The sequence below is a fragment of the Allobosea sp. BH3 genome, assembly GCF_025499465.1.
GTDB lineage: Bacteria > Pseudomonadota > Alphaproteobacteria > Rhizobiales > Beijerinckiaceae > Allobosea.
Window position 1 is genome coordinate 341,328 of sequence record NZ_JAIMCA010000001.1, and the last position, 19,998, is coordinate 361,325.

Below are 19,998 nucleotides of genomic sequence, written 5' to 3' on the forward strand. Positions count from 1 at the left end.
CTTGAGGGTGAAGCCGCGGCCCGGACGACAAGAGGGTAGAGGCCGGGCCGAAGACCGGCTCGCCTCGCTGTTCGGGAAGGGCTGAGTTATGAGCAAGGCAAGGCTGGGTGGGGCGACGATTCTGCTCGCGACGACGTTCCTGGCCACGGGGTTCGGCACAACCGGCTGGCAGCCCGCCATCGCGCAGTCGCAGACGCTCTATCGCTTCGATATCCAGGCCAAGCCTATCCGGGCGGCCATGAACGACATCGCCCGGGTTACGGGCATCGATGTCGCCTTCGCGGAAACGCCGGCCGCCTCACGCATCGGCCGGCCGGTCAGAGGCTCGATGAGCACCGCCCAGGCCGTCGCGGCCTTGCTCGACGGCTCAGGACTGTCCTATCGCTTCAGCAATGCCACCACGGTCCAGATCCTGGATCCGGCACGCGCTTCGGCCACGACGGGGGCGAGCGCAGGCGCGATCGAGCTCGAGACGATCGACGTCATCGGCTCGGGCGTGCCGGGTCTCGCGCCGGCCTATGCGGGCGGCCAGGTTGCGACCGGCGGCCAGCTCGGGGTGCTCGGGCAGCGCTCGGTAATGGATACGCCGTTTTCGGTGACGAACTACACTGCGAAACTGATCCAGGATCAGGCGGCGCAGTCGGTGGCCGACGTCGTGAAGAACGACTCCTCGATCCGCAACGTCGAGCCCACGAATGTCGGGAATGCGAACTATTTCGTCATTCGCGGCATCCAGATCGGCAATGCCGCGGTCGGTTTCGGCGGCCTCTTCGGCATCGCGCCCAACGCGCAGTCGACATTGGCCGGCATCGAGCGCGTCGAGATCCTGAAGGGCCCCGGCGCCTTCCTCGGCGGGCTTTCGCCGAGCGGCGTCGGCGGCGTGATCAATCTGGTGCCGAAGCGTGCCGGCGACGAGCCTTTGACCCGGTTCACGACCACCTGGATCAGCAATTCGCAGTTCGGCGGGCATCTCGACGTCGGCCGTCGCTTCGGCGACCGCAAGGAGTTCGGCGTTCGCGCAAACCTGCTTTACCGCGATGGCGGCACGCCGATCAGCCAGCAGTCGCAATTGCTCGCCAACGGCACGATCGGCCTCGACTACCGGAACGACGATCTGCGCATCTCGTTCGATGGCGGCTACCAGGTCCTCAATACGGACCGCATGAACAACACGGTGACGCCATTGGCGGGCGAGATGATCCCGCGGCCGATCAAGCCGAACAAGAGCTATGTCTCGCCCTGGAACTACAGCAAGTTCGCCGATAGCTACGGTATGCTGCAGGCTGAATACGACGTCACCAAGGACGTGACGGTCTATGCCAAGGGCGGCATCAGCCACATGGACTGGGACCAGGCCGTCGAAGCCGGCACGGGGCTGCGCCGCAACGGCAACTTCACCGCCAACGGCGCCCGCTATCTGATCGACATCAACCGCTATTCCGCCGAGACCGGCATCCGCGGCAGGTTCAACACAGGTCCGTTCGAGCATGAGGTCGTGATTTCGGCCAACACCTTCTACCAGGCCCGCGCGTCGGGCCTGCCGGCGACGATCTCAGTGACGCCATCGAATATCTACAACCCGACTTTCTCTGCGAATCCCGTCCTGCCGCCGGCACGACGCTACCGCCAGAACGACAACACCTTCTCCAGCTTCTCGATCTCTGACACGATCTCGACGCTCGACAAGCGGGTGCAACTGACGCTCGGCCTGCGCAAGCAGTTCGTCGACATCAACAACTACACCCTGGCGACCGGCGTGCTCGCCTCTCGCAACGAGAGCGACGCGCTGACCCCCATCGCCGCGATCGTGGTCAAGCCGTGGCAGAACGTCTCGGTCTATGCGAGCTACATCGAAGGGCTGACGGCCGGAACCGTGGTCGGCAACACCTTCGTCAATGCCGGGCAGGTGCTTCCGCCCTTCGTCACGAAACAATACGAGGCGGGCGTCAAGGTCGACTGGGGCAAGCTGATGACCTCGGTCGCCTTCTTCCACTCGACGCAGGCCTCGGGCATCGCCAACACGGCGACCAACACCTTCAACGACAATGGCGAGACGCGCTATCAGGGCGTCGAGTTCAGCGTTGCCGGCGAGGTGGTCCAGGGCCTGCGCGCACTCGGCGGCGTCACCCTGCTCGACGCCGAGATGACCAAAACCGCCAACAGCACCTTCGACGGCAAGACCGCGCCGGGCGCGCCGCGCACCCAGGCCAATCTCGGCCTCGAATGGGATCCGGATTTCGTGCCGAACCTGACCTTGTTCGGACGGGTCAACTATACCGGGTCCAACTACGTCGATGCAGCCAATCTGCAGAAGCTCAAGGCCTGGACGACAGTCGATCTCGGCGCCCGCTACCGGATCGAGCGCCCGGGTGCCAAGCCGATCACGCTGCAGGCCAATGTGACCAACCTGTTCAACAAGGGCTACTGGACCACCTATCCCGGGTTCAGTCTGCTGTACCCGAGCGAGCCACGCACGGTCTCGCTGTCCTCGACCTTCGAGTTTTGAGCTCAGGTCGGCGTGTCCGCATCACCTTCAAGACGCGGTTTCGCAGCGGGCGGAGCGGCCATCATGGCCGGCTCCGCCTTCGGCGTTTCGGCGGCGCGGGCGGCAGGTACGCCGATCGCCGGAAACACGATCCCGTCCGCCCCCCGGCGCGTCGTGGCAGTCGATTCCCGCATCAGCCTGGAGATGGCGCTGGCGCTGGAGCTGCCGCTCGTCGGCTACAGCCACAGCAGGGCCCGGCCCTGGGTTCCCGTTCCCGCCGAGGTGCCGTTCCTGGCGGCTCCGCCCGATCCGGAACAGATCCTGGCGCTGGCGCCTGACCTCATCCTCTGCCCCGACACGGCGCCGCAATCCGAATGGTGGCCGCTCGAGAAGATGCGGCGCATAGCGCCAGTGCTGACCAGCGATCACCGCAGCCACTGGCGCGACAACATCGAGCGCCTTGCGGCTGCGCTCGGTCGCTCTGGATTGCTGGCGCCGCTCCTGGCGGAGCACGCCGGGCGGATCGACACCATCCGTCGACGCCACGCCCAAGCGATCTCGGCCCACCTCGTCGTCGCGGCGAGTTACGATCCGCTCAAGCGGCGCCTCAATGTGCGCAGCGGCGGCACGGGCTACGGTTTCGTCATGCCCGCGCAGGTCCTGACGGATTTGCGCGGACATGCGGTCGGCGCCGATAAATTGGGATTCTATGGCGAGGTGGCGCTCGAATCCTTCGGCAGCGTGCTCGGAGATGTCGACGGTATCCTGCTGATCGACATGGGTGGCAGCGCGCTGGCGGCGCTGGCGCGCGAGCCGCTGTGGCAGCGCCTTCCGGCGGTCTCGGCCGGCCGGGTCGAGATCGTGGCCGGCAACTGCGTCTTCGGCTCATTCTATACGGCGCGCTATCTCGCCTATGCTTGGGAGGCGCTGTTCACGCGGCTGAACTCATGACGCGACGGTTGCTGGCCGTGGCGATCGGGCTGCTAGTGCTGGGTTGCGCCTGCCTCGCAGCGCTGCTGCTCGGCGCGAGGACACTGAGCCTCGATGACTTGCTGGCGACGATGCGAGGCGAGCAGAGCGAAGCCGCCATCATCATCCTGCAACTTCGCCTGCCGCGGCTGCTGGTAGGGTTGTCGGTCGGGGCGGCGCTCGGGCTTGCAGGGGCCATCATCCAATTGATCACGCGCAATCCGCTGGGCGATCCCGGCCTGCTCGGCATCAATGCGGGGGCGAGCCTTGCGGTCCTGCTCGCAGCGGCTTGTTTCGAGGCGGTTGAACCGCGCCTGATCATCGCGCTCGCGGCCGCGGGTGCGGCTCTGGCGGCGGTCGCGGTTCAGGCGCTGGCGGGCAGGCAAGGTGGCGAGGCTGGCCCGATCCGCCTGGTTCTGGCCGGCGTTGCGGTCACCGCGTTCTGCATCGGCATCGGCCAGGCTATCGCGCTCTCGGATCCGGACAGGCTTGATCTCGCACGGAACTGGCGGGTGGGCTCACTATCGGGCGATGGCGGGACGATCCTGCCCGGCATATTGGCCGCAATCGGGGTCGGCGGGGTGCTGGCCCTGCTGCTTGCGCCGGGGCTCGACCTGCTCGCGCTTGGCGAAGAACGGGCCACCACACTCGGCGCTGCCATCGCCCCGATCCGGATCGGGGCTTTGCTGGCTGTGGTTCTTCTGGCAGGCGGAGCGGTGGCTGCGGCCGGCCCGATCGCCTTCGTCGGGCTGGCGGCACCCCATATCGCGCGGCGCCTCGGCGAAACGGCGGCGCGGACGCTGCTGCCATTGGCAGCGCTGATCGGCGCCAGCCTCGTTCTCGTGGCGGATGTGATCGGCCGGATTGCCGCGCCACCGGCGGAAATCCCGGTCGGCATCGTCGCGGGTGTGCTCGGCGCACCGCTTCTGTTGCTGCTGGCGCGGCACAGGAGGAACCTCGCGTGACCCCGGATCGCGGATCGATGTCGGCGCGCAGCCTGGCCTGTCATCTCGGCCTCGCCATCGGCTGCCTCGGGCTCGCCATCGCCGCACTCGGTCTCGGCAGGACCGCTTTCGCTCCTGCGGCGATCTTGCAGGCGCTGGCCGGCGAGAGCCCGGCTGCAACTCGTCTCGTCGTCGTCGAATGGCGTCTGCCGCGTGTCGCGGCCGCTCTCTGCGCCGGAGCGGCGCTGGGCATGGCCGGCGCATTGTTCCAGACCCTGCTCCGTAATCCGCTCGGCAGCCCGGACGTCATCGGCTGCGATGCCGGCGCTTTCTTCGGCGCAATCCTGGCCCTGCTCGCGGGCGGCTCCGTTGCGGTCGTGGCCGCAGGAGCCTTCAGCGGTGGGCTCGCTGCCGGCCTCCTCGTCTATGTAGCCGCCGGCTCCGCCCGCACCGCACCGTCGCGGCTGATCTTGATCGGCATCGCCGTCGGCGCTGGCCTCAGCGCGCTCAATGACTGGCTGATCATGGTCGCGCCGCTCGACACCGCTCTCGTCGCGGCCAGCTGGAGACAGGGCGCGCTCGCCGGGGTCGATCCGGCGCGGCTCGTCCTGGGAATAGCTCTGCTGGCCCCACTCCTGTTGCTGGGACTTGCCGGCTCGCGCAGCCTGCGCACGCTGGAACTCGGCGACGACAAGGCTCTTTCCCTCGGCGAGCCTGCGGGACGGTCGCGGTTGCGGCTGGGGCTGCTCGGGCTTGGCCTCACCGCGACAGCGACCCTGATCGCAGGCCCTGTCGGCTTCGTCGCATTGATCGCGCCGCAGGCCGCGCGGCGCCTGCTCGGCTCCCCCGGCCTGCCGCTGACAGCCTCGGCCCTGTTCGGCGCGCTGTTCCTGCTGGCGAGCGACTGCGTGGCCCGCCTTGCATTCGCGCCGCGGGTCTTGCCTGTCGGCGCAGTGACAGCTTGCCTCGGCGGCATCTGTTTCGTGCTGCTTCTGCTTGGGATTCGACGCCGGGAGGCTACACCGTGACCTCTACAAAGCGTCTGGAGGTGCAGGGTGTTTGGGTACGGCGCGGCGCGCGAGACATCTTGCGCGGCCTCGACATCGCCTTTCCGGCCGGCAGCTTCACGATCATCGTCGGCCCCAACGCCTGCGGGAAATCCACCCTGCTACGCAGTCTTGCCCGTCTTCAGGACACCATCCGCGGCACCGTGCTGCTCGAGGGCCGGCCGATCGCATCGTTCGGGCATCGCGAGCGGGCGCGGCTGCTCGGTGTCCTGCCGCAATCGTCAGAAGCGCCCGAAGGCGTCACGGTGGCGGATCTCGTCGCTCGAGGACGCCATCCCCATACGAGCCTGCTCAGGCCACGTTCATCGACGGACTATGCGGCCGTTCGCTCAGCGATGGAGCTCGCAGGTGTGGCCGAGCTCGCCGACAGGCGCCTCGGCGAGCTTTCCGGCGGTCAACGACAGAAGGCCTGGATCGCCATGGCCCTGGCGCAGGAGACCGAACTCCTGTTGCTCGACGAGCCGACGACATACCTTGATATCGCGCATCAGATCGAGATCATGGAGCTCTGCCGGCGGTTGCATAGAGCCGGGCGCACGATCGTGGCCGTGCTGCACGATCTGAACCATGCCTGCCGGTACGCGGGCCGGATCGTGGCGATGCGCGATGGCGAGATCCTGGCACAGGGACCACCCCAGGACGTCGTGACTGCGGAACTGGTCGAGGCCGTCTTCGGGATTGCCTGCACGATAATCGCGGACCCGGTCACAGGGGCACCCATGGTCGTGCCGGGCAGACGGGAAAACGGCGCAGCCGCCGTTTGACCCGACCGCCTGCGCAGCGAATGCCCGCGCCCCGAGACCATTTTCTCGTCTAGCCTAACCGCGGCTGAGAATGTCCGATTTCAGGCAAGGAGCCAGTGTCCGCTTGTGGCGCTCCGCTGCCTCGGCCCAGTTCGATACGCCACAGCAAATACCGGAGGTCAACTTCAGATCGGTCCGCGGCAGAACGATCTGGATCAGCTTGACCTCCCGGGCGTGCTCACGGTGGCCGGCGTGTCCTGTTAGGTCGGATTAACCTAACCGACTGTCCAAAGAACTGGCAGCAGGTCGCAGCCCGCAGTTTGATCGCCGTCGCATGTGCGATTGTCAGGTCGCCCGCTATCGCCGCCCGGGAGCGAGCTACGTGTGAGCCCAGCCTACCTCAGTGCGCTTTCTCGTGAGTTCTTTCGCGATCGCTGGGGCCAGATCGGTCCGCCCCGCATAGGCTTAAGGCCCCTAGCAGACGCATTCTCGGAGATGAGTGCGGGCAGGCTGACCTGCATCGCGAGCTCAAACCGAGCCCGTCATCGATAAAAGCCAAAGCTGCTGGTTGAAATGGAGGGCTATGCGGTCACTCCAGTTTCCAGCCGAGCCGGGCATAGAGGTAACGCTGATAGGTCAGGATATCGACGCGACGCAGGTCTCGGACGCGGCCGGGGTCGCGCGTGCGGACCGCCAGCGCGAGTTCCTCCATGATATGCGTCGAGAACTCCATGAAGACGGGCTCATCCGGGACATCAGCGCTCAGGGCCAGCGCTATGATCGGTGCGTTGCGCACCCGCAGCCGCCGGATCAGTGCCGCCAGCATGGGCGAGCCGCAGCGCTCGGCAATGAAGAAGGACCAATCCTGGAAGGCGAGCATGTGCTCGCTGACATTGCCTCCACGATAGGCGCGGCGGACCGCTTCCGTGAGACCTTGCAGCGAATGGAAATCCGCCTCCGGCGCATGCTGAGCGAAAAGCGCCGCGGCCTCGCCCTCAGTCAGCGAGCGCAGCAGCCAGATGCCATCGCAGACTGTCCGGTCAAGCGGCGGCACCTGGATCACGCGCGCCGGCGTGATCTCGAGAGCTTCCTCCGCCACCAGAGAGGATACGGCGTCGCGAACGGGCTGCATGCTGGTGCCGAATCCCGTCGCTAGCGAGCGCAGCGAGAGCTTGGCCCCGGGATAGAGTTCGCCGGCGAGCATCCTCTGGCAAAGCGATTCATACACCTGAACCGACAGGGTGCTGGCGCTCTTTGCGCCATCTCTCTCGATCAAGCCCCGCCCTCCAGTTCCAACTCGGGATCAGCTTCTGCCGGAGGATGTCGCAGGCGAGGCCAAACTGTCACGAAAAGGGCTCTCCTTCTTAGGCTGACGTCATGTGATCACAGACGGCCTGCAGCGCAGCGAACATAAAACAGGCTCTGCATAAATCGCGCCCAATCATCGCATATTTTATCACCCTACGCGCGATTGACGGCTTTCGTCATTGCCATATAGTCGCCCCCTGTCAACTGTGATCACAGGTAGGTGCATGTCATGAACATCGCCGCACGCCTTTCCAACCGTCACTCCGACATGCTCCTGCTGCCCTTTTCGAACCTGAAGAAGCTGCGCGAGGATCGACCGCTGGTCTTCACGCGCGGCAAGGGCGTCTTCACATATGACGAGGACGGCAAGGACTATATCGAGGCCGTCTCGACCTTCTATTGCGTCGGCCTCGGCTTCAGCGACGATGAGCTGATCGAGGCCGCGATCACGCAGCTTCGCGCCCTGCCGATGTACCCTTCGGGCATTCACAGGACGGTGCCCGTCGTCATGGAGCTCGCCGAACGCCTGACCCGCGCCGTGCCGATCCCGAATGCTCATGTCATGTTCGCGACGACGGGCTCCGAAGCGAATGACCAGCTCGTCAAATTCACCTGGTACGCCAACCGCGTGGCCGGTGAACCGAAGCGGCGCAAGCTGATTTCGCGGCGCGCGAGCTATCATGGCGGGACCATCTTCACCACGGCGCTGGGCGGCGGCGGCCCCGTTCAGGAGGCGTTCGGCATCCCGACCGACGACGTCATCCACGTCACGCATCCGACCTGGCCAGTGGGCGCCCTGCCCGGCGAGACAGAGGATGAATACGCCGACCGCCTTGTCGCCGAGATCCACGACGCCATTGAAGAGGCCGGACCGGAGACCGTTGCGGCCTTCATCGCTGAACCGCTTTCCGTCTCCTCCGGCATGTTCCCGCCTCCGCGCGGCTATTTCCAGAAGATCAAGGCGCTGCTCGACGGCTACGGCATCCGGATGTACTCCGACGAGGTCGTGACCGGCTTCGGCCGTACCGGCGCGATGTGGGGCTGCCAGAGCTTCGATTTCCAGCCGGACTGTCTCAGCACAGCCAAGCAGCTGTCCGGCGCCTACCAGCCGATCTCGGCCGTGGTGATGTCGGACGAATTCTACAGTCGGCTGGAGGCCGGGTCGGAGGCGGCCGGCATCTTCAATCACGGTTCGACCTATGGCGCGCATCCCGTCGCCGCCGCGGTGGCGCTGAAGGTGCTCGACATTTTCGAGCGGCGCGACATTCTCGGCCATATCGGCTCCGTTTCGCCCGTCTTCGCGAGGGGGCTCAAGGCGCTCGAAGACCACCCGCTCGTCACGACCACCCGCGCCTTCGGCCTCGCCGGTGCGATCCAGGTCGCGCTGCCGGGCGCGGGCGACGGTGCCGATGCCGCGCCTTCGCTGGTGCCAGGTGGTATTGCGACGCAGGTCTACGACGCAGCGCTCGCCGCCGGAGTGGTCCTGCGACCGCTCAAGGGCTGTCTCGTGCTGTCGCCCCCGCTGATCATCACCGAAGCGGAGCTCGACGAGATGTTCCGCCGTATACGCGTCGGCCTCGACGCCGTACTCTCCGAGCTGCCGCCCGGCTGACCATCGCTGCCGTGTCCGGACGCGGATGCGGCGCGAATCTTGCCTGACATGACCACCGGCCCTCGGCGTGCGACCGAGGGATGCCGCTGGCTGACCGTGATCCTAAAACCGCGACGAAGGGGTCCAGGATGAACGTCACCGCATCGATTCCGTCATCGACAGACGCCGCCCGATGGGCGAGCGGCGCAGCCTTCATCGACGGCGCCTATATGCCGATCGCCGAGGCCCGCATCCCGATCACCGACTGGGGCTTCCGCCGCTCGGACGTGACCTATGACGTCGTCAGCGTCTGGGACGGGGCCTTCTTCAGGCTCGACGATCATCTCAAGCGCTTCCGCGCCTCGATGGAGTCGATGCGACTGATCCCCGCCGAAAGCGACGAGGATATCCGCGCCATCCTGCATCGGCTCGTCTCGCTTGCAGGGCTGCGAGAAGCCTATGTCGCCATGGACTGCCTGCGCGGCCGCCCCCTCCCCGGCACGCAATACCACCCCAAGAATGCCCGGCCCTATCTCAGCGCCTACGCGATTCCTTATGTCTGGCTGATGAAGCCGGAAGTGATCGAGCGCGGCGCTCATATGATCGTCGCCTCGACCCCGCGCATTCCCGAGGCTTCGGTCAACGCCCGCGCCAAGAACTTCCACTGGGCCGACATGACGGCGGCCCTGTTCGAAGCGGATGAGAAGGGTGCGGACAACCCGATCCTGCTCGATGCCGCCGGCAACGTCACGGAGGGTCCGGGCTACAACGTCTTCTGCATCACCGATGGCATTGTATCGACGCCGGACCGCAATGTGCTGGGCGGTATCACGCGCCTCTCCGTCATCGAGCTCTGCGCCGAGCTCGGCCTGCCCTGCGAGGTCCGGGACGTCCCGCTCGAAGAGCTACGCAACGCCGATGAGATCCTCGTCTCCTCGACCGCAGGCGGCCCGATCGGGGTCAGCCGCCTCGATGGGCGCATTCTCAATAACGATCGCCCCGGCCCCGTCACCCAGAAGCTGCGCGAGACCTACTGGGCCAAGCGCAAGTCCGGCTGGCACGCCGAGCCGGTTCGATACGAAGCAGCCTGACCGTTTCCTCCAGCCCCGAGCCGCCTGACCGCAGAAGAAGGATCGTCACCGTGACCAGATCAGACCGGACCCTCTTCAGAACCATTCTGTCCGCCCTTGGCGCCGCCCTGCTTGGCACTGCCGCCTCCGCCCAGACACTGCCGGCCCCGGGGCCGACGGTGGAAGCCATCAAGAAGCGCGGCGAGCTCGTCTGTGGCGTCGACAGCGGCATTCCGGGCTTCGCCTATCAGGACTCCAGCGGCGCCTGGAAGGGTTTCGACGTCGACTACTGCCAGGCACTGGCCGCGGCGGTGCTGGGTGACCCGAAGAAGGTCAAGTATGTCGGCACGACCGCCAAGGTGCGCTTCACGGTGCTGCAGTCGGGCGAGATCGACGTGCTGATCCGCGACTCGACGTTGACCTTCTCGCGCGACATCGGGCTCGGCCTGACCGAGGTCGGCGTCAATTTCTACGCCGGTCAGGGCTTCATGGTCCGCAAGAGCCTGAATGTGAAGACCGCGGCCGAGCTGAACGGCGCGACCATATGTATGCTGACCGGCGCGACGCTCGAACTCAACATCGCGGACTTCGCCCGCTCGAAGGGCACGAAGATCGACTCGCTGCTCTTCGAGAAATCCGAGGAAGCTTTCGCCGCTGCGGAAGCGGGCCGTTGTGACGGCTATTCGGACGATACGGGCTCGCTCGCCGCGGCCCGCTCCACCATGAAGGTGCCGAACGACTGGATCATCATGCCCGAGGTCATCTCGAAGGAGCCACTCGGCATCCACACGCGCGATGGCGACTATCGCTGGTCCGACATCGTCTTCTGGGTCGACACAGCACTCAAGACGGCCGAGGAGTTCGGCATCACCAAGGCCAATGTCGATGAGAAGAAGAAGTCCGAGGATCCGTTCGTGCGCCGCCTGCTCGGGCTGGAGGGCGATTTCGGCAAGCAGCTCGGCATCGACAATGAAGGCTTCTACAAGGCCATCAAGGCCGTCGGGAGCTACGGCGAGATCTACGACGCCCATTTCGGGCCCAAGGCGCTCGGCCTGCCGCGCGGCCTGAACAATCTCTGGTCGCAGGGCGGCCTGCACTATCCGCTGCCGTTCCGGTGAGATCAGCGGCATGGCTCGGATGAAGACCACGTCCGGCAACGCCGCGCTCTGGCCCATGAAACCCGCTCACGCCCTGCTCTGGCAGGGCGTGGTGGTGGCTTGCGCGCTCACCGTCCTGATCTGGTTCGGACACAATGCGGCGAGCCACCTCGCCCGTCGCAGCATGGAGCTGGACTTCAGCTTCCTGTGGCGCCCGGCCGGCTTCGCCATGCCATTCCAGATCACCACCTTCAAGCCGACCGACAGCTACGCCATGGCGCTAGTCGCGGCCTTCTCGAACACGCTGCTCGTCTCCGCGCTCGGCGTGGTTACGGCGACCATTCTTGGCCTCGCACTCGGGGTGATGCGGCTTTCGAACAGCTGGCTGATGCGCAACGCCTCGGGCGCCCTCGTCGAGCTGGTCCGCAATACGCCGCAGCTCCTGCAGATCGTGTTCTGGTATGTCGGCGTGCTGCAACTGCTGCCTCAGGCCCGCCAGAGCCTGTCACTGGGCGGACTGTTCCATCTCAACATCCGCGGCCTGTTCGTGCCATATCCGCTGGCGGGGGATTGGACGACGATACTCGCCCTGCTGCTGGCGCTAAGCCTCGTCTTGGTGCCGCTGCTGCGCCGCTTCCTGCCGATGCGGCGGCGGGGCACGCGCTGGCTCTGGCTGGTGCCGGCCGTGTTGCTCGTAGTCCTCGTCGAGAGCCTTTCGGGCTGGAGCGTACCGGCGCTCAAGGGCTTCAACTTCGCAGGCGGCATGGTGATGCCGCCGGAACTGGTAGCGCTCTGGGCGGGACTCTCGCTCTACAGCGCCGCCTTCATCGCCGAGATCGTCAGGGGCTCGGTCGAAGGTGTCGCCAAGGGCCAGCGTGAGGCCGCCTACAGCCTCGGTTTGAGGCCCTGGCCGACGCTCCGGCTCGTCGTGCTGCCCCAGGCGCTGCGGGTGATGATCCCGCAGATGACCAACCAATATCTCAACCTCATCAAGAGCTCCTCGCTCGGCGCGGCCATCGCCTATCCGGAGATCGTCCAGATCTTCGCAGGAACTGTGCTCAACCAGTCCGGCCGGGCGATCGAGGTGATGGTCATCCTCATGGGCGTCTTCCTATCGGTCAATCTCCTGGCCTCAGCGGGGCTCGCCCGGCTGAACGCCCGGTTCGCGCTTAAGGAACGCTAGGAGCAGCGATGTCCAGCACCGACGCCGCCCCTGTTGCCGCCGCTGTCCCCAGGGAACCCAGCCCTCAGCTCGTCTCGGCGACGGCCATCATTCGCCGCTGGGTCCAGACGAACCTCTTCGGCTCCATGCGCGCGGGGCTGGTGACGCTGCTCACGGTAGCGTTGCTCGTCGTGCTGGTGCCGCCGCTGTTTCGCTGGCTCGTCACCGATGCCGTCTTCCACGGCCAGAGCCGCGCGGTCTGCGGCGCGGGCGCCTGCTGGGCCTTCGTCACCGACCGCATCGACATGTTCCTCTATGGCCGCTACCCCGCGCCCGAGCGCTGGCGCGTCAAGCTCGCCGGTCTCGTGCTGGCGACCTTCGTCATCGCCGCCGCCTGGCCGCGAAACCCTCGTCAGCCGCTTTGCATCCTGCTGCTGGTGACGCTGTGCCCGCTTATCGCGAGTACGCTGCTGCTCGGCGGCGTCTTCGGCCTGCCCTTCGTCCCGACCGACCAGTGGGGCGGCCTCTCGCTGAACATTCTCCTGACCTACGCGACGATCGTCATCGCGCTGCCGCTGGGGATCATTCTCGCGCTGGGCCGGCGTTCGAGCCTGCCCGCCATCAGCTGGCTATGCACCGGATTCATCGAGCTGCTTCGCGGTGTGCCGCTGCTCGCGGTGCTGTTCATGGCGATGGTGATGCTGCCAATGTTCCTGCCAGAAGGCACAGGCTTCGACCGGTTGCTGCGCGCTATCGTTGGGCTATCGCTCTTCGTCGCGGCTTATCTCGCCGAGATCGTCAGGGCCGGCGTGCAGGGCATCGACAAGGGGCAGTACGAGGCTTCAGCCTCGCTCGGGCTGAGCTACTGGAACGCACACCGCCTCATCGTGCTGCCGCAGGCCTTCCGACTGACCGTTCCCGGCATCGTCAACACCGTGATCGACCTGTTCAAGGACACCACGCTCGTCTCGATCATCGGCTTGTTCGATTTGCTCGGCATCATCGGCCAAGCGCTCAAAGACCCGAACTGGCTGGGGCTTGGTCGCGAGGGCTACGTCTTCGCCGCGATCGTCTTCTTCATCTGCTGCTATGCCATGTCGCTCTACAGCCGCAGCATCGAGCGCCGCATCGCGCAAGCTCGGCACTAGGCGTCAATGAAGAGATGCAATCGTCAAGTGCGATAGCTGGTCTCTGCTATGGATGCGTCGCGAACCGGGATCTGGTGAAGCCCCGCAAGTGGTGGTCCTGCTCGGCAATCCCATAGGTCTGTTGCCTATCTCATGAAAAAAGTAGGGAGAACGATGGGCCTTTTGCGCGGCCGCCGTCAGGTTCTCACCTCCGCGCCTGTGCAGTAGCATGAGGTCCAGCTCTCGCAATTTGGCCAAAGCGCTGTTTTCGCGAGCGAATTGTTCTCCTTTGGCCGATCAGAAGAGAATTGTGAGACGACCGCGATGGCCTATCATTTGCTCAGCTTGATCGGATGGCTCGGCTGACGTTTGCGAGCGCGATGGTTCTAATGAGCGATTCGCGCCAAGACTTAAGTTGCTGTCCCCGCGGCAAACGGAAGGAAGAGTGATGCGCAAATCGTTCCCCTGGCTCATTGCCGCCGCTATCGCCGTAGCGACACCCGCCATCGCCGGCGCAGATCGCTTCGTCGTCGATCTCGCAGCCGAGCCCTCCACACTCGACCCTCAGCTCCAGTGGAATCCCGACAGCTACTACGTCTACCGCAACATCTTCGACAACCTTGTCACCCGCGACGACAAAGGCGAGATCGTCCCGCAGCTAGCCACGGCGTGGCGCAACGTGTCCGACACGGAGGTTGTCTTCGCGCTCCGGCCCGACGTGACCTTCCACGACGGTTCGAAGCTTACGGCGGATGATGTCGCGTTCAGCATCGAGCGCGTCACCGACAAGAGCTTCGCCAGCCCGCAGCGTGGCCAGTTCAACAAGATTGTGCAGGCCGTCCCGCTTTCCCCGACAGAGATTAAACTCATCACAGATGGGCCCTATCCGGCCCTGCTCGCACAGCTCGTCAAGCTCTCCATCGTCCCCAAGAAGGTCATCGAGGCGGTGGGCAAGGATGCCTTCAACCTAAAGCCAGTCGGGAGCGGGCCTTACAAGTTCGAGGCTTGGCAGCGCGGCGTCGCCGTGACGCTGAGCCGCAACGATACTTATTGGGGAACCAAAGGGCCGTTTCCGGTCGCGCTTTTCCGTGCGGTGCCGGACAGCGCAACGCGTCTCGCCAATCTGCAGGCCGGCGCCTCCGATCTCGTGGTCGGCCTCGACAGCGACCAACTCGCCCAGCTCAAGAGTTCACAACGCGCCAAGCCGCTTACGACGCTGACCGAGCGGCTCGCCTATCTACGTCTGAACCCAAACCGCGCTCCCTTCGACAATCCCAAGATTCGTGAGGCGATTGCCCGAGCCGTCGACAAGCAGGGGATCATTGACGGCATCCTCGGCGGACAGGAGAAGCCGATCGCGCAGATGTTGACGCCCGCACATTTCGGCTGGGCCGAGGGTATCGCAGGCCTGGCCTACGATCCGGCCCGTGCGAAGGTGCTCATTGCCGAGGCGGGCTCTGCCGGCAAAGCTGCTATCTCGCTCACGACCGCGCCCTTCTTCGATCAGCGTGTCGTCCAGGCGATCCAGCAGCAGCTGCGCGATGTTGGGCTCGACGTATCGATTGAGCTAATCGATACACCAAGCTTCTTGCAGCGCACCCAGCGCGGCCCCGTCGAAGCCCCGGTCCTGGCGATCAGCCGCTCGTCGTGCGCCTGTCAGGATGCGGACGGCGCGCTGTACGAGCTCTTCCATGCCGGCAGTGGTTGGACGATCGTCGAGAACAAGGAGGTTGACGGCCTGCTCGACCGCGCACGCTCCGCCCTCGACCCGGCGGCGCGGCTGGCCGACTACCGCAAGGTGCACGAGATCATCGCCACCTCGCTTCCGGTCGTTCCGCTTTACCAAACCGTCGCCGGATATGGCGCGGCCAAGTCTGTGCAGTTCACGCCAACGCCGAACGAGAGCCTGTTCCTGAACCGGATTCGTTGGATCGACTGAAGACGTTACGACATAAATGTGCGCCCCGACAGCCGGCTCTGTGCACCACGAATGTCCGCTTCTCGCCCTGACCCTATGTCCGGAACTGGCGCTTGGGAGATGTTGGGAAGGTCTGCTCATCGGCGCGCGAGCTAAAACAGAATGACCGCTTCTGAACAGCGCGGCGCGCAACGCGCGTCCGATAACAACACACTGCGCGAGGAGTCGAGGCGCCACATCCTCCTGACGTGCATTAGCATGCCCCGTATTCCTGTGGAATAAGCTCGCGGCCGCCCGCCGGCAGGCGCTACTCCGGGAGACGCTGGCTGGCTAAAAACGTGGCTACCGTCAGCGTTTGCTCCGGCTGCGCTTCACAATGGCGCTGAACAGCTACAACGATGTCATCGTCGGCATAGCTGGCGAGACGCGAGGGCGAATGCCCTCGCATCGCATCGACCACCCATCTCCCGATCGTATCGCGCAGCAACATATCGGTCGCATCGTGCTTCATCCAAAGTTGGTACGTCAGGTAGTCCTGAAGGAAGTCGCCCTTGCGCGGCTGGGCTCCCCCGATGCCGATCGGAAAAACGGCAAAGCAAAACGCCACAATCCCCCACCGGCGCATTGTCCCATCCTATTGCGTCAGCCAGGAGGGCTGTACCTTGAGTAAAGAATTCGCTTCGAGAGGCGCGCGCGTGGCAGTGACGCGACCTTCAATGGCTGTCTGCTGGCTTCTTTCCCGAAGGGGTGCCGTCCGGGTTCATGCCGTAGCGGCGATAGAGCGCCTGCTCGTCCCGCTTCAGCTGAGCGTCCATGCGCGCGTCGGCACTCCTCGCCAACGCGTTTCGAGCCGCAAGCGCGACAGGCGCTTTGGCAAAGCTGGATGTTCCCGTGGGATCGGCGGATGCAGCTATGGTGCTCGCGCCTTGAGCAGCTCCAAAGGCAGTCGATTCCATATTGAGCTGCCCTTCCAAAGCTCGGGTTTCGTCAGAAAAATTCACTCCTTGAAAATTCGAAGAAGGACTCTGGCATGCACTCATAAACGTCACCGCAAGTGATGCGAGAGTGATGCGGATGATCGACTTTTCATAAAACATGATCTTGTAAATTCCTTGGAGATATATTGCGCGGGCAGGTCAGGAGTCTCGTAGTAACAAGCGACGCTAAATTCACTTTGACCTTTCGCTGCCAGGCCGGCTGCCGGAGCCAGAGCGCGAGCGGCCAACGCACCGCCTGGGCCGGCAAAACCAACCGCGGTCATTGCGCCGCTTGTCGCCATGTTTGCCGCCTGAGTTGCTCGAATATGCGTCTGAAGCTGATCGATGCACGATTGTGCAGAGGCATAGCCCCTTGCGCGTTCCTTATCTTCCGGCGTGGCATCAGGACGGCTGGCTGCCATCTCGGCCGCGACCTGTCGGCTGGCCATATCCGCGCGCAACGCACTCATCCGGACGTCGCTGCTGCAGCCTGCAGCCAGTAGGCAGAACGCGATGCTGGAGAGCCATCTGACCTTCATGACTGCAGCAATCCGGTTCGGGTCCCGGCGGCGCAGATGACGGCGAACCGCGCAGGCAATTTGGCTGCAGTCAGGATCTGGCTGCTGCATAAGAACTCCAACTGCGTTCGGCACGGCAAAGCTCCGACAACGACAGACGCGGCTCGCGCCCACAGGACGAAGGCAGTTCTGCCGTCTGGCGCCTGGCCCGCCACTGGTTTCGAATTTCCACAAGCCAACCGAGCGCTAGCTTTCGGGCGGCGAGAGCACGCTTCGCGAACGAAAACGAACGTGACCGAGCAATAGCGATCCGCGCCGGAAGGCCGAAGAGGCAATTAGCTACAATTCTTCGGCTATTTTCTGCGCTCGCCTGCGCCACACGGAGTGATGATTTTCTCCTCGGCGGAAGGCTCCAATCCAGCTGCTGCGTTAGGTCTCGTTCGCTTCGTCGCAGCTCGAAAGAACTGCGTGCGTGGCCAGATGGCTCGACTTAAGCGGGGGCTAATCACCGTGCGCAGTTCGGCTACAGGATCCCGCCCGCGGCGCTCGCCGTGGCGAGTGAGGGGCCTTCTGCTACCGCCGGGCCTGCGCCTTGGAGCCATGGCGGACATGCCCCCAGACCGTACCCAACGCGAATTTTTGCTTTTCGTGCTCGGCTGCCGTTAGTGTTGCAAGGCTTGAAAAACGCGCAGCGGGTTTCCGGTCATTCAGCGGAAAACAAGAATAAATACTAGGATTACTGCAATTGGAATTTGTTTAGATGAACAATAACGGCCATCCGATATCATCAAATGGCACTCTCGATTCCGCGCTTCTGATCAATAACCACGACAAAGTCGATCTCGATCCTGAGCAACGCGCCTTGTTGGCGTCCGATGTGTCTTGGCTTGAGTACAGGGCCGAATTTCGTCGGCAGATGATAAAAGATGGTTTTCTAAAGCATCGTTGGCGCAGCATATTCGAAGCGGATATGATTTTTACTTTGATCGGGCACAAATGGCTTGAGGGCGAAATATTGACGGTGAAGCAGGTCGCGACTTATTTCGAATCCTTCACCAGCGATGTTACGATTACGCGCCATATCGACGATATGGTCGCTGCCGGAACCCTGGTCCGAACACCGGATTCAAAAGATCGCCGACGCTTGCTGCTGATACCCACGCAGCGGCTTTTTGAGATCGGGCGGATCTTCCTAAAGGCCCGCCAGGAAATCGCCCGCAAGCATGGTTTCGTCTACGATCCCTCACGATCGGGCGCAAGATGACAGGCCTCGGAGCGACCTATCGGTAACTTGGGAGAGGATGCTCCCACCGCAAGCGATGGTTCGCTATCTTCCGGCAGCCAATGCGTAACGAACGTTTGCTTTTGGCAAAGGGCAAACTTCGCCTTCTCGCGCTGCGTACCCCTGCGCCTCTTCATGGTCTCAATTGATTAGGGCTGAGCGTGAAGCGATTGACCTGCGAGGTCGAGCGGGATCACTTTCACGAACCGCCTGAGAATGATCGGGAGGCCGGGATGCAACCTGAGACGTGTTACGCACGGAGCGGCGAGGTCCGCATCGCGTATCAAATTCTGGGAAACGGACCGATCGATCTCGTTTTCGTGCCCGGATTTATCTCGAATCTCGACCACTACTGGGACGAACCGACACTGGCGCACTTCCTCATGCGTCTCGGGAGCTTCAGCCGTCTGATCCTCTTCGATAAGCGCGGCACGGGCCTGTCGGACAGGGTCGGGACCCTGCCCACTCTCGAGGAAAGGATGGACGACGTTCGTGCCGTCATGGATGCAGCTGGAAGCAAGCGGGCCGCACTTTTCGGGGTGTCTGAAGGAGGCGCGATGAGCTTGCTGTTTGCGGCGACTTATCCAGAACGGTGCGCCGCTTTGGCCCTCTATGGCACCTATGCCCACTTCTTCTCGTATGTTCTTCCGCCCGAGCGGTTTGAGGCATTCGTTGCCCGGATCGACGAGCGCTGGGGCTCGGGTGCAAGCCTCGAAGCCTTTGCGCCGAGCAAAGTAGGCGACCGGCGCTTCACTGCTTGGTGGGCTCGCTTTGAGCGACTAGGCGCTAGTCCAACGGCCGTGATCTCTTTGATGCGGATGAATACCGAGATCGATGTGCGTCATGTTCTTCCCGCTATCCGCACGCCGACCCTAATTCTGCATCGTGTCGGCGACACGCGTGTAAACGTCGAGGGTGGGAGGAACATTGCCCGCGGGGTCAGTGGATCCCAATACGTCGAATTGCCGGGAAATGACCATGTGCTCTGGGCCGGCGATGTCGATGCTGCGACGAACGCCATCGAAGAGTTTCTGACGGGTTCGCGATCTCACTTCGAAAGCGACCGCGTTCTAACGACAGTCCTCTTCACCGACATTGTCGATTCCACTCGGCGCATTACGGAGCTGGGCGATCATGCCTGGAAGGGCCTGCTGGAGCGGCACGATCATATCGTTCGCCAAGAGCTGGTTCGCTATCGGGGGCGCGAGGTGAAAACGCTCGGAGACGGCTTTGTCGCGACGTTCGATGGCCCGGCTCGTGCAGTGCGTTGCGCAAGCGCGATCACCGATGGCGTCCGATCGCTCGGGTTGGACGTGCGCAGTGGCATGCACACCGGGGAGATCGAGATCAAGGGCGATGACATTGCGGGAATCGCTGTGAATACAGCGGCGAGAGTATCATCGCTTGCAGGTCCGGGCGAAGTGCTCGTGTCGAGCACCGTTCGGGATCTGGTCGCGGGTTCCGGCATCGGGTTTGCAGAACTCGGCTTCCGCTCCCTGAAAGGGCTTCAAGAAAAAGTCCGCGTTTTTCGCGTAGCTTAAGCCGGTTCGCAGCCATTCGACGCGCCGGCAGATATGAAAATTTTGGGGAACGCCCGTCGAGCCTAGGCCCCGGGCACGAAGCGAACGCGTAGCCAAGTCGATGCAGGCGTGAGGAAATTTCGAGATTCACGCCGAGCCTGCGAGCCAATCCACCAAAAATATGGGGGAGTTGGAACGACGGTACATCGAACATGCGGCG

The 19,998-nt window shown here is 64.0% G+C and carries 17 protein-coding genes; 13 read left to right on the forward strand and 4 right to left on the reverse strand.

What is annotated here, in order from left to right:
• Positions 1 to 88: 88 nt before the first annotated feature.
• From BoBH3_RS01630 to BoBH3_RS01650, 5 genes are all read left to right on the forward strand, one after another.
• Positions 89 to 2,506, forward strand: coding sequence for a TonB-dependent receptor (locus BoBH3_RS01630; RefSeq protein WP_262329009.1), 2,418 nt, complete (start codon positions 89 to 91; stop codon positions 2,504 to 2,506).
• Between the two features lie 63 nt (positions 2,507 to 2,569).
• Positions 2,570 to 3,436, forward strand: coding sequence for an ABC transporter substrate-binding protein (locus BoBH3_RS01635; protein ID WP_262329010.1), 867 nt, complete (start codon positions 2,570 to 2,572; stop codon positions 3,434 to 3,436).
• Complete coding sequence (locus tag BoBH3_RS01640; protein WP_262329011.1) at positions 3,433 to 4,419, forward strand: FecCD family ABC transporter permease; 987 nt, start codon at positions 3,433 to 3,435, stop codon at positions 4,417 to 4,419. Before BoBH3_RS01635 ends, BoBH3_RS01640 begins: the two co-directional genes overlap by 4 nt.
• A gap of 17 nt (positions 4,420 to 4,436) precedes the next feature.
• Positions 4,437 to 5,426 (forward strand): FecCD family ABC transporter permease, encoded by a 990-nt coding sequence (locus tag BoBH3_RS01645; RefSeq protein WP_262329012.1) that lies wholly within the window; start codon positions 4,437 to 4,439, stop codon positions 5,424 to 5,426.
• A gap of 56 nt (positions 5,427 to 5,482) precedes the next feature.
• Complete coding sequence (locus BoBH3_RS01650; RefSeq protein WP_262329650.1) at positions 5,483 to 6,229, forward strand: ABC transporter ATP-binding protein; 747 nt, start codon at positions 5,483 to 5,485, stop codon at positions 6,227 to 6,229.
• Between the two features lie 568 nt (positions 6,230 to 6,797).
• On the opposite strand, the gene BoBH3_RS01655 is transcribed toward BoBH3_RS01650, so the two are convergent.
• The gene (locus BoBH3_RS01655; protein ID WP_262329013.1) at positions 6,798 to 7,484 is read right to left on the reverse strand and encodes a GntR family transcriptional regulator; all 687 of its coding nucleotides are present in this window, start codon (positions 7,482 to 7,484) and stop codon (positions 6,798 to 6,800) included.
• 261 nt (positions 7,485 to 7,745) lie between these two features.
• Between BoBH3_RS01655 and BoBH3_RS01660 the strand changes: the two genes are divergently transcribed.
• The 6 genes from BoBH3_RS01660 to BoBH3_RS01685 all read left to right on the forward strand — a co-directional run bounded on the left by BoBH3_RS01660 (position 7,746) and on the right by BoBH3_RS01685 (position 15,502).
• Positions 7,746 to 9,128, forward strand: a complete 1,383-nt coding sequence (locus tag BoBH3_RS01660) for an aminotransferase class III-fold pyridoxal phosphate-dependent enzyme (RefSeq protein ID WP_262329014.1) — start codon at positions 7,746 to 7,748, stop codon at positions 9,126 to 9,128.
• Positions 9,129 to 9,256: 128 nt separating this feature from the next.
• The gene (locus tag BoBH3_RS01665; protein WP_262329015.1) at positions 9,257 to 10,198 is read left to right on the forward strand and encodes an aminotransferase class IV; all 942 of its coding nucleotides are present in this window, start codon (positions 9,257 to 9,259) and stop codon (positions 10,196 to 10,198) included.
• 50 nt (positions 10,199 to 10,248) lie between these two features.
• Positions 10,249 to 11,295, forward strand: coding sequence for an amino acid ABC transporter substrate-binding protein (locus tag BoBH3_RS01670; protein WP_262329016.1), 1,047 nt, complete (start codon positions 10,249 to 10,251; stop codon positions 11,293 to 11,295).
• A 10-nt stretch (positions 11,296 to 11,305) separates the two neighbouring features.
• Positions 11,306 to 12,457 carry an amino acid ABC transporter permease gene (locus tag BoBH3_RS01675; protein WP_262329017.1) on the forward strand — a complete coding sequence of 384 codons (1,152 nt, stop codon included), beginning with the start codon at positions 11,306 to 11,308 and terminating at the stop codon, positions 12,455 to 12,457.
• An 8-nt stretch (positions 12,458 to 12,465) separates the two neighbouring features.
• Positions 12,466 to 13,584 carry an amino acid ABC transporter permease gene (locus BoBH3_RS01680; RefSeq protein ID WP_262329018.1) on the forward strand — a complete coding sequence of 373 codons (1,119 nt, stop codon included), beginning with the start codon at positions 12,466 to 12,468 and terminating at the stop codon, positions 13,582 to 13,584.
• A 427-nt stretch (positions 13,585 to 14,011) separates the two neighbouring features.
• Positions 14,012 to 15,502 (forward strand): ABC transporter substrate-binding protein, encoded by a 1,491-nt coding sequence (locus BoBH3_RS01685; RefSeq protein WP_262329019.1) that lies wholly within the window; start codon positions 14,012 to 14,014, stop codon positions 15,500 to 15,502.
• 286 nt (positions 15,503 to 15,788) lie between these two features.
• Here BoBH3_RS01685 and BoBH3_RS01690 read toward each other — a convergent pair whose 3' ends face one another.
• From BoBH3_RS01690 to BoBH3_RS01700, 3 genes are all read right to left on the reverse strand, one after another.
• On the reverse strand, positions 15,789 to 16,106 hold the full coding sequence (locus BoBH3_RS01690) for a hypothetical protein (RefSeq protein WP_262329020.1): 318 nt from the start codon (positions 16,104 to 16,106) through the stop codon (positions 15,789 to 15,791).
• Between the two features lie 88 nt (positions 16,107 to 16,194).
• The gene (locus tag BoBH3_RS01695) at positions 16,195 to 16,578 is read right to left on the reverse strand and encodes a hypothetical protein (RefSeq protein WP_262329021.1); all 384 of its coding nucleotides are present in this window, start codon (positions 16,576 to 16,578) and stop codon (positions 16,195 to 16,197) included.
• A complete protein-coding gene (locus tag BoBH3_RS01700; RefSeq protein WP_262329022.1) occupies positions 16,527 to 17,111 on the reverse strand; it encodes a hypothetical protein in 585 nt (194 codons plus the stop codon). Before BoBH3_RS01700 ends, BoBH3_RS01695 begins: the two co-directional genes overlap by 52 nt.
• A gap of 625 nt (positions 17,112 to 17,736) precedes the next feature.
• Between BoBH3_RS01700 and BoBH3_RS01705 the strand changes: the two genes are divergently transcribed.
• Together BoBH3_RS01705 and BoBH3_RS01710 are read left to right on the forward strand one after the other, a co-directional pair.
• On the forward strand, positions 17,737 to 18,240 hold the full coding sequence (locus BoBH3_RS01705) for a helix-turn-helix domain-containing protein (RefSeq protein ID WP_262329023.1): 504 nt from the start codon (positions 17,737 to 17,739) through the stop codon (positions 18,238 to 18,240).
• Between the two features lie 251 nt (positions 18,241 to 18,491).
• Positions 18,492 to 19,799 (forward strand): adenylate/guanylate cyclase domain-containing protein, encoded by a 1,308-nt coding sequence (locus BoBH3_RS01710; RefSeq protein WP_262329024.1) that lies wholly within the window; start codon positions 18,492 to 18,494, stop codon positions 19,797 to 19,799.
• The last annotated feature ends 199 nt before the right edge of the window (positions 19,800 to 19,998 follow it).

Bases quoted from the DNA above. Each gene is read 5' to 3' on its own strand.
- BoBH3_RS01630 (WP_262329009.1), top strand. From the start codon at position 89: ATGAGCAAGGCAAGGCTGGGTGGGGCGACGATTCTGCTCGCGACGACG.
- BoBH3_RS01635 (WP_262329010.1), top strand. From the start codon at position 2,570: ATGGCCGGCTCCGCCTTCGGCGTTTCGGCGGCGCGGGCGGCAGGTACG.
- BoBH3_RS01640 (WP_262329011.1), top strand. From the start codon at position 3,433: ATGACGCGACGGTTGCTGGCCGTGGCGATCGGGCTGCTAGTGCTGGGT.
- BoBH3_RS01645 (WP_262329012.1), top strand. From the start codon at position 4,437: ATGTCGGCGCGCAGCCTGGCCTGTCATCTCGGCCTCGCCATCGGCTGC.
- BoBH3_RS01660 (WP_262329014.1), top strand. From the start codon at position 7,746: ATGAACATCGCCGCACGCCTTTCCAACCGTCACTCCGACATGCTCCTG.
- BoBH3_RS01665 (WP_262329015.1), top strand. From the start codon at position 9,257: ATGAACGTCACCGCATCGATTCCGTCATCGACAGACGCCGCCCGATGG.
- BoBH3_RS01675 (WP_262329017.1), top strand. From the start codon at position 11,306: ATGGCTCGGATGAAGACCACGTCCGGCAACGCCGCGCTCTGGCCCATG.
- BoBH3_RS01680 (WP_262329018.1), top strand. From the start codon at position 12,466: ATGTCCAGCACCGACGCCGCCCCTGTTGCCGCCGCTGTCCCCAGGGAA.
- BoBH3_RS01685 (WP_262329019.1), top strand. From the start codon at position 14,012: ATGCGCAAATCGTTCCCCTGGCTCATTGCCGCCGCTATCGCCGTAGCG.
- BoBH3_RS01690 (WP_262329020.1), bottom strand. From the start codon at position 16,106: ATGCGCCGGTGGGGGATTGTGGCGTTTTGCTTTGCCGTTTTTCCGATC.
- BoBH3_RS01695 (WP_262329021.1), bottom strand. From the start codon at position 16,578: ATGTTTTATGAAAAGTCGATCATCCGCATCACTCTCGCATCACTTGCG.
- BoBH3_RS01705 (WP_262329023.1), top strand. From the start codon at position 17,737: ATGAACAATAACGGCCATCCGATATCATCAAATGGCACTCTCGATTCC.
- BoBH3_RS01710 (WP_262329024.1), top strand. From the start codon at position 18,492: ATGCAACCTGAGACGTGTTACGCACGGAGCGGCGAGGTCCGCATCGCG.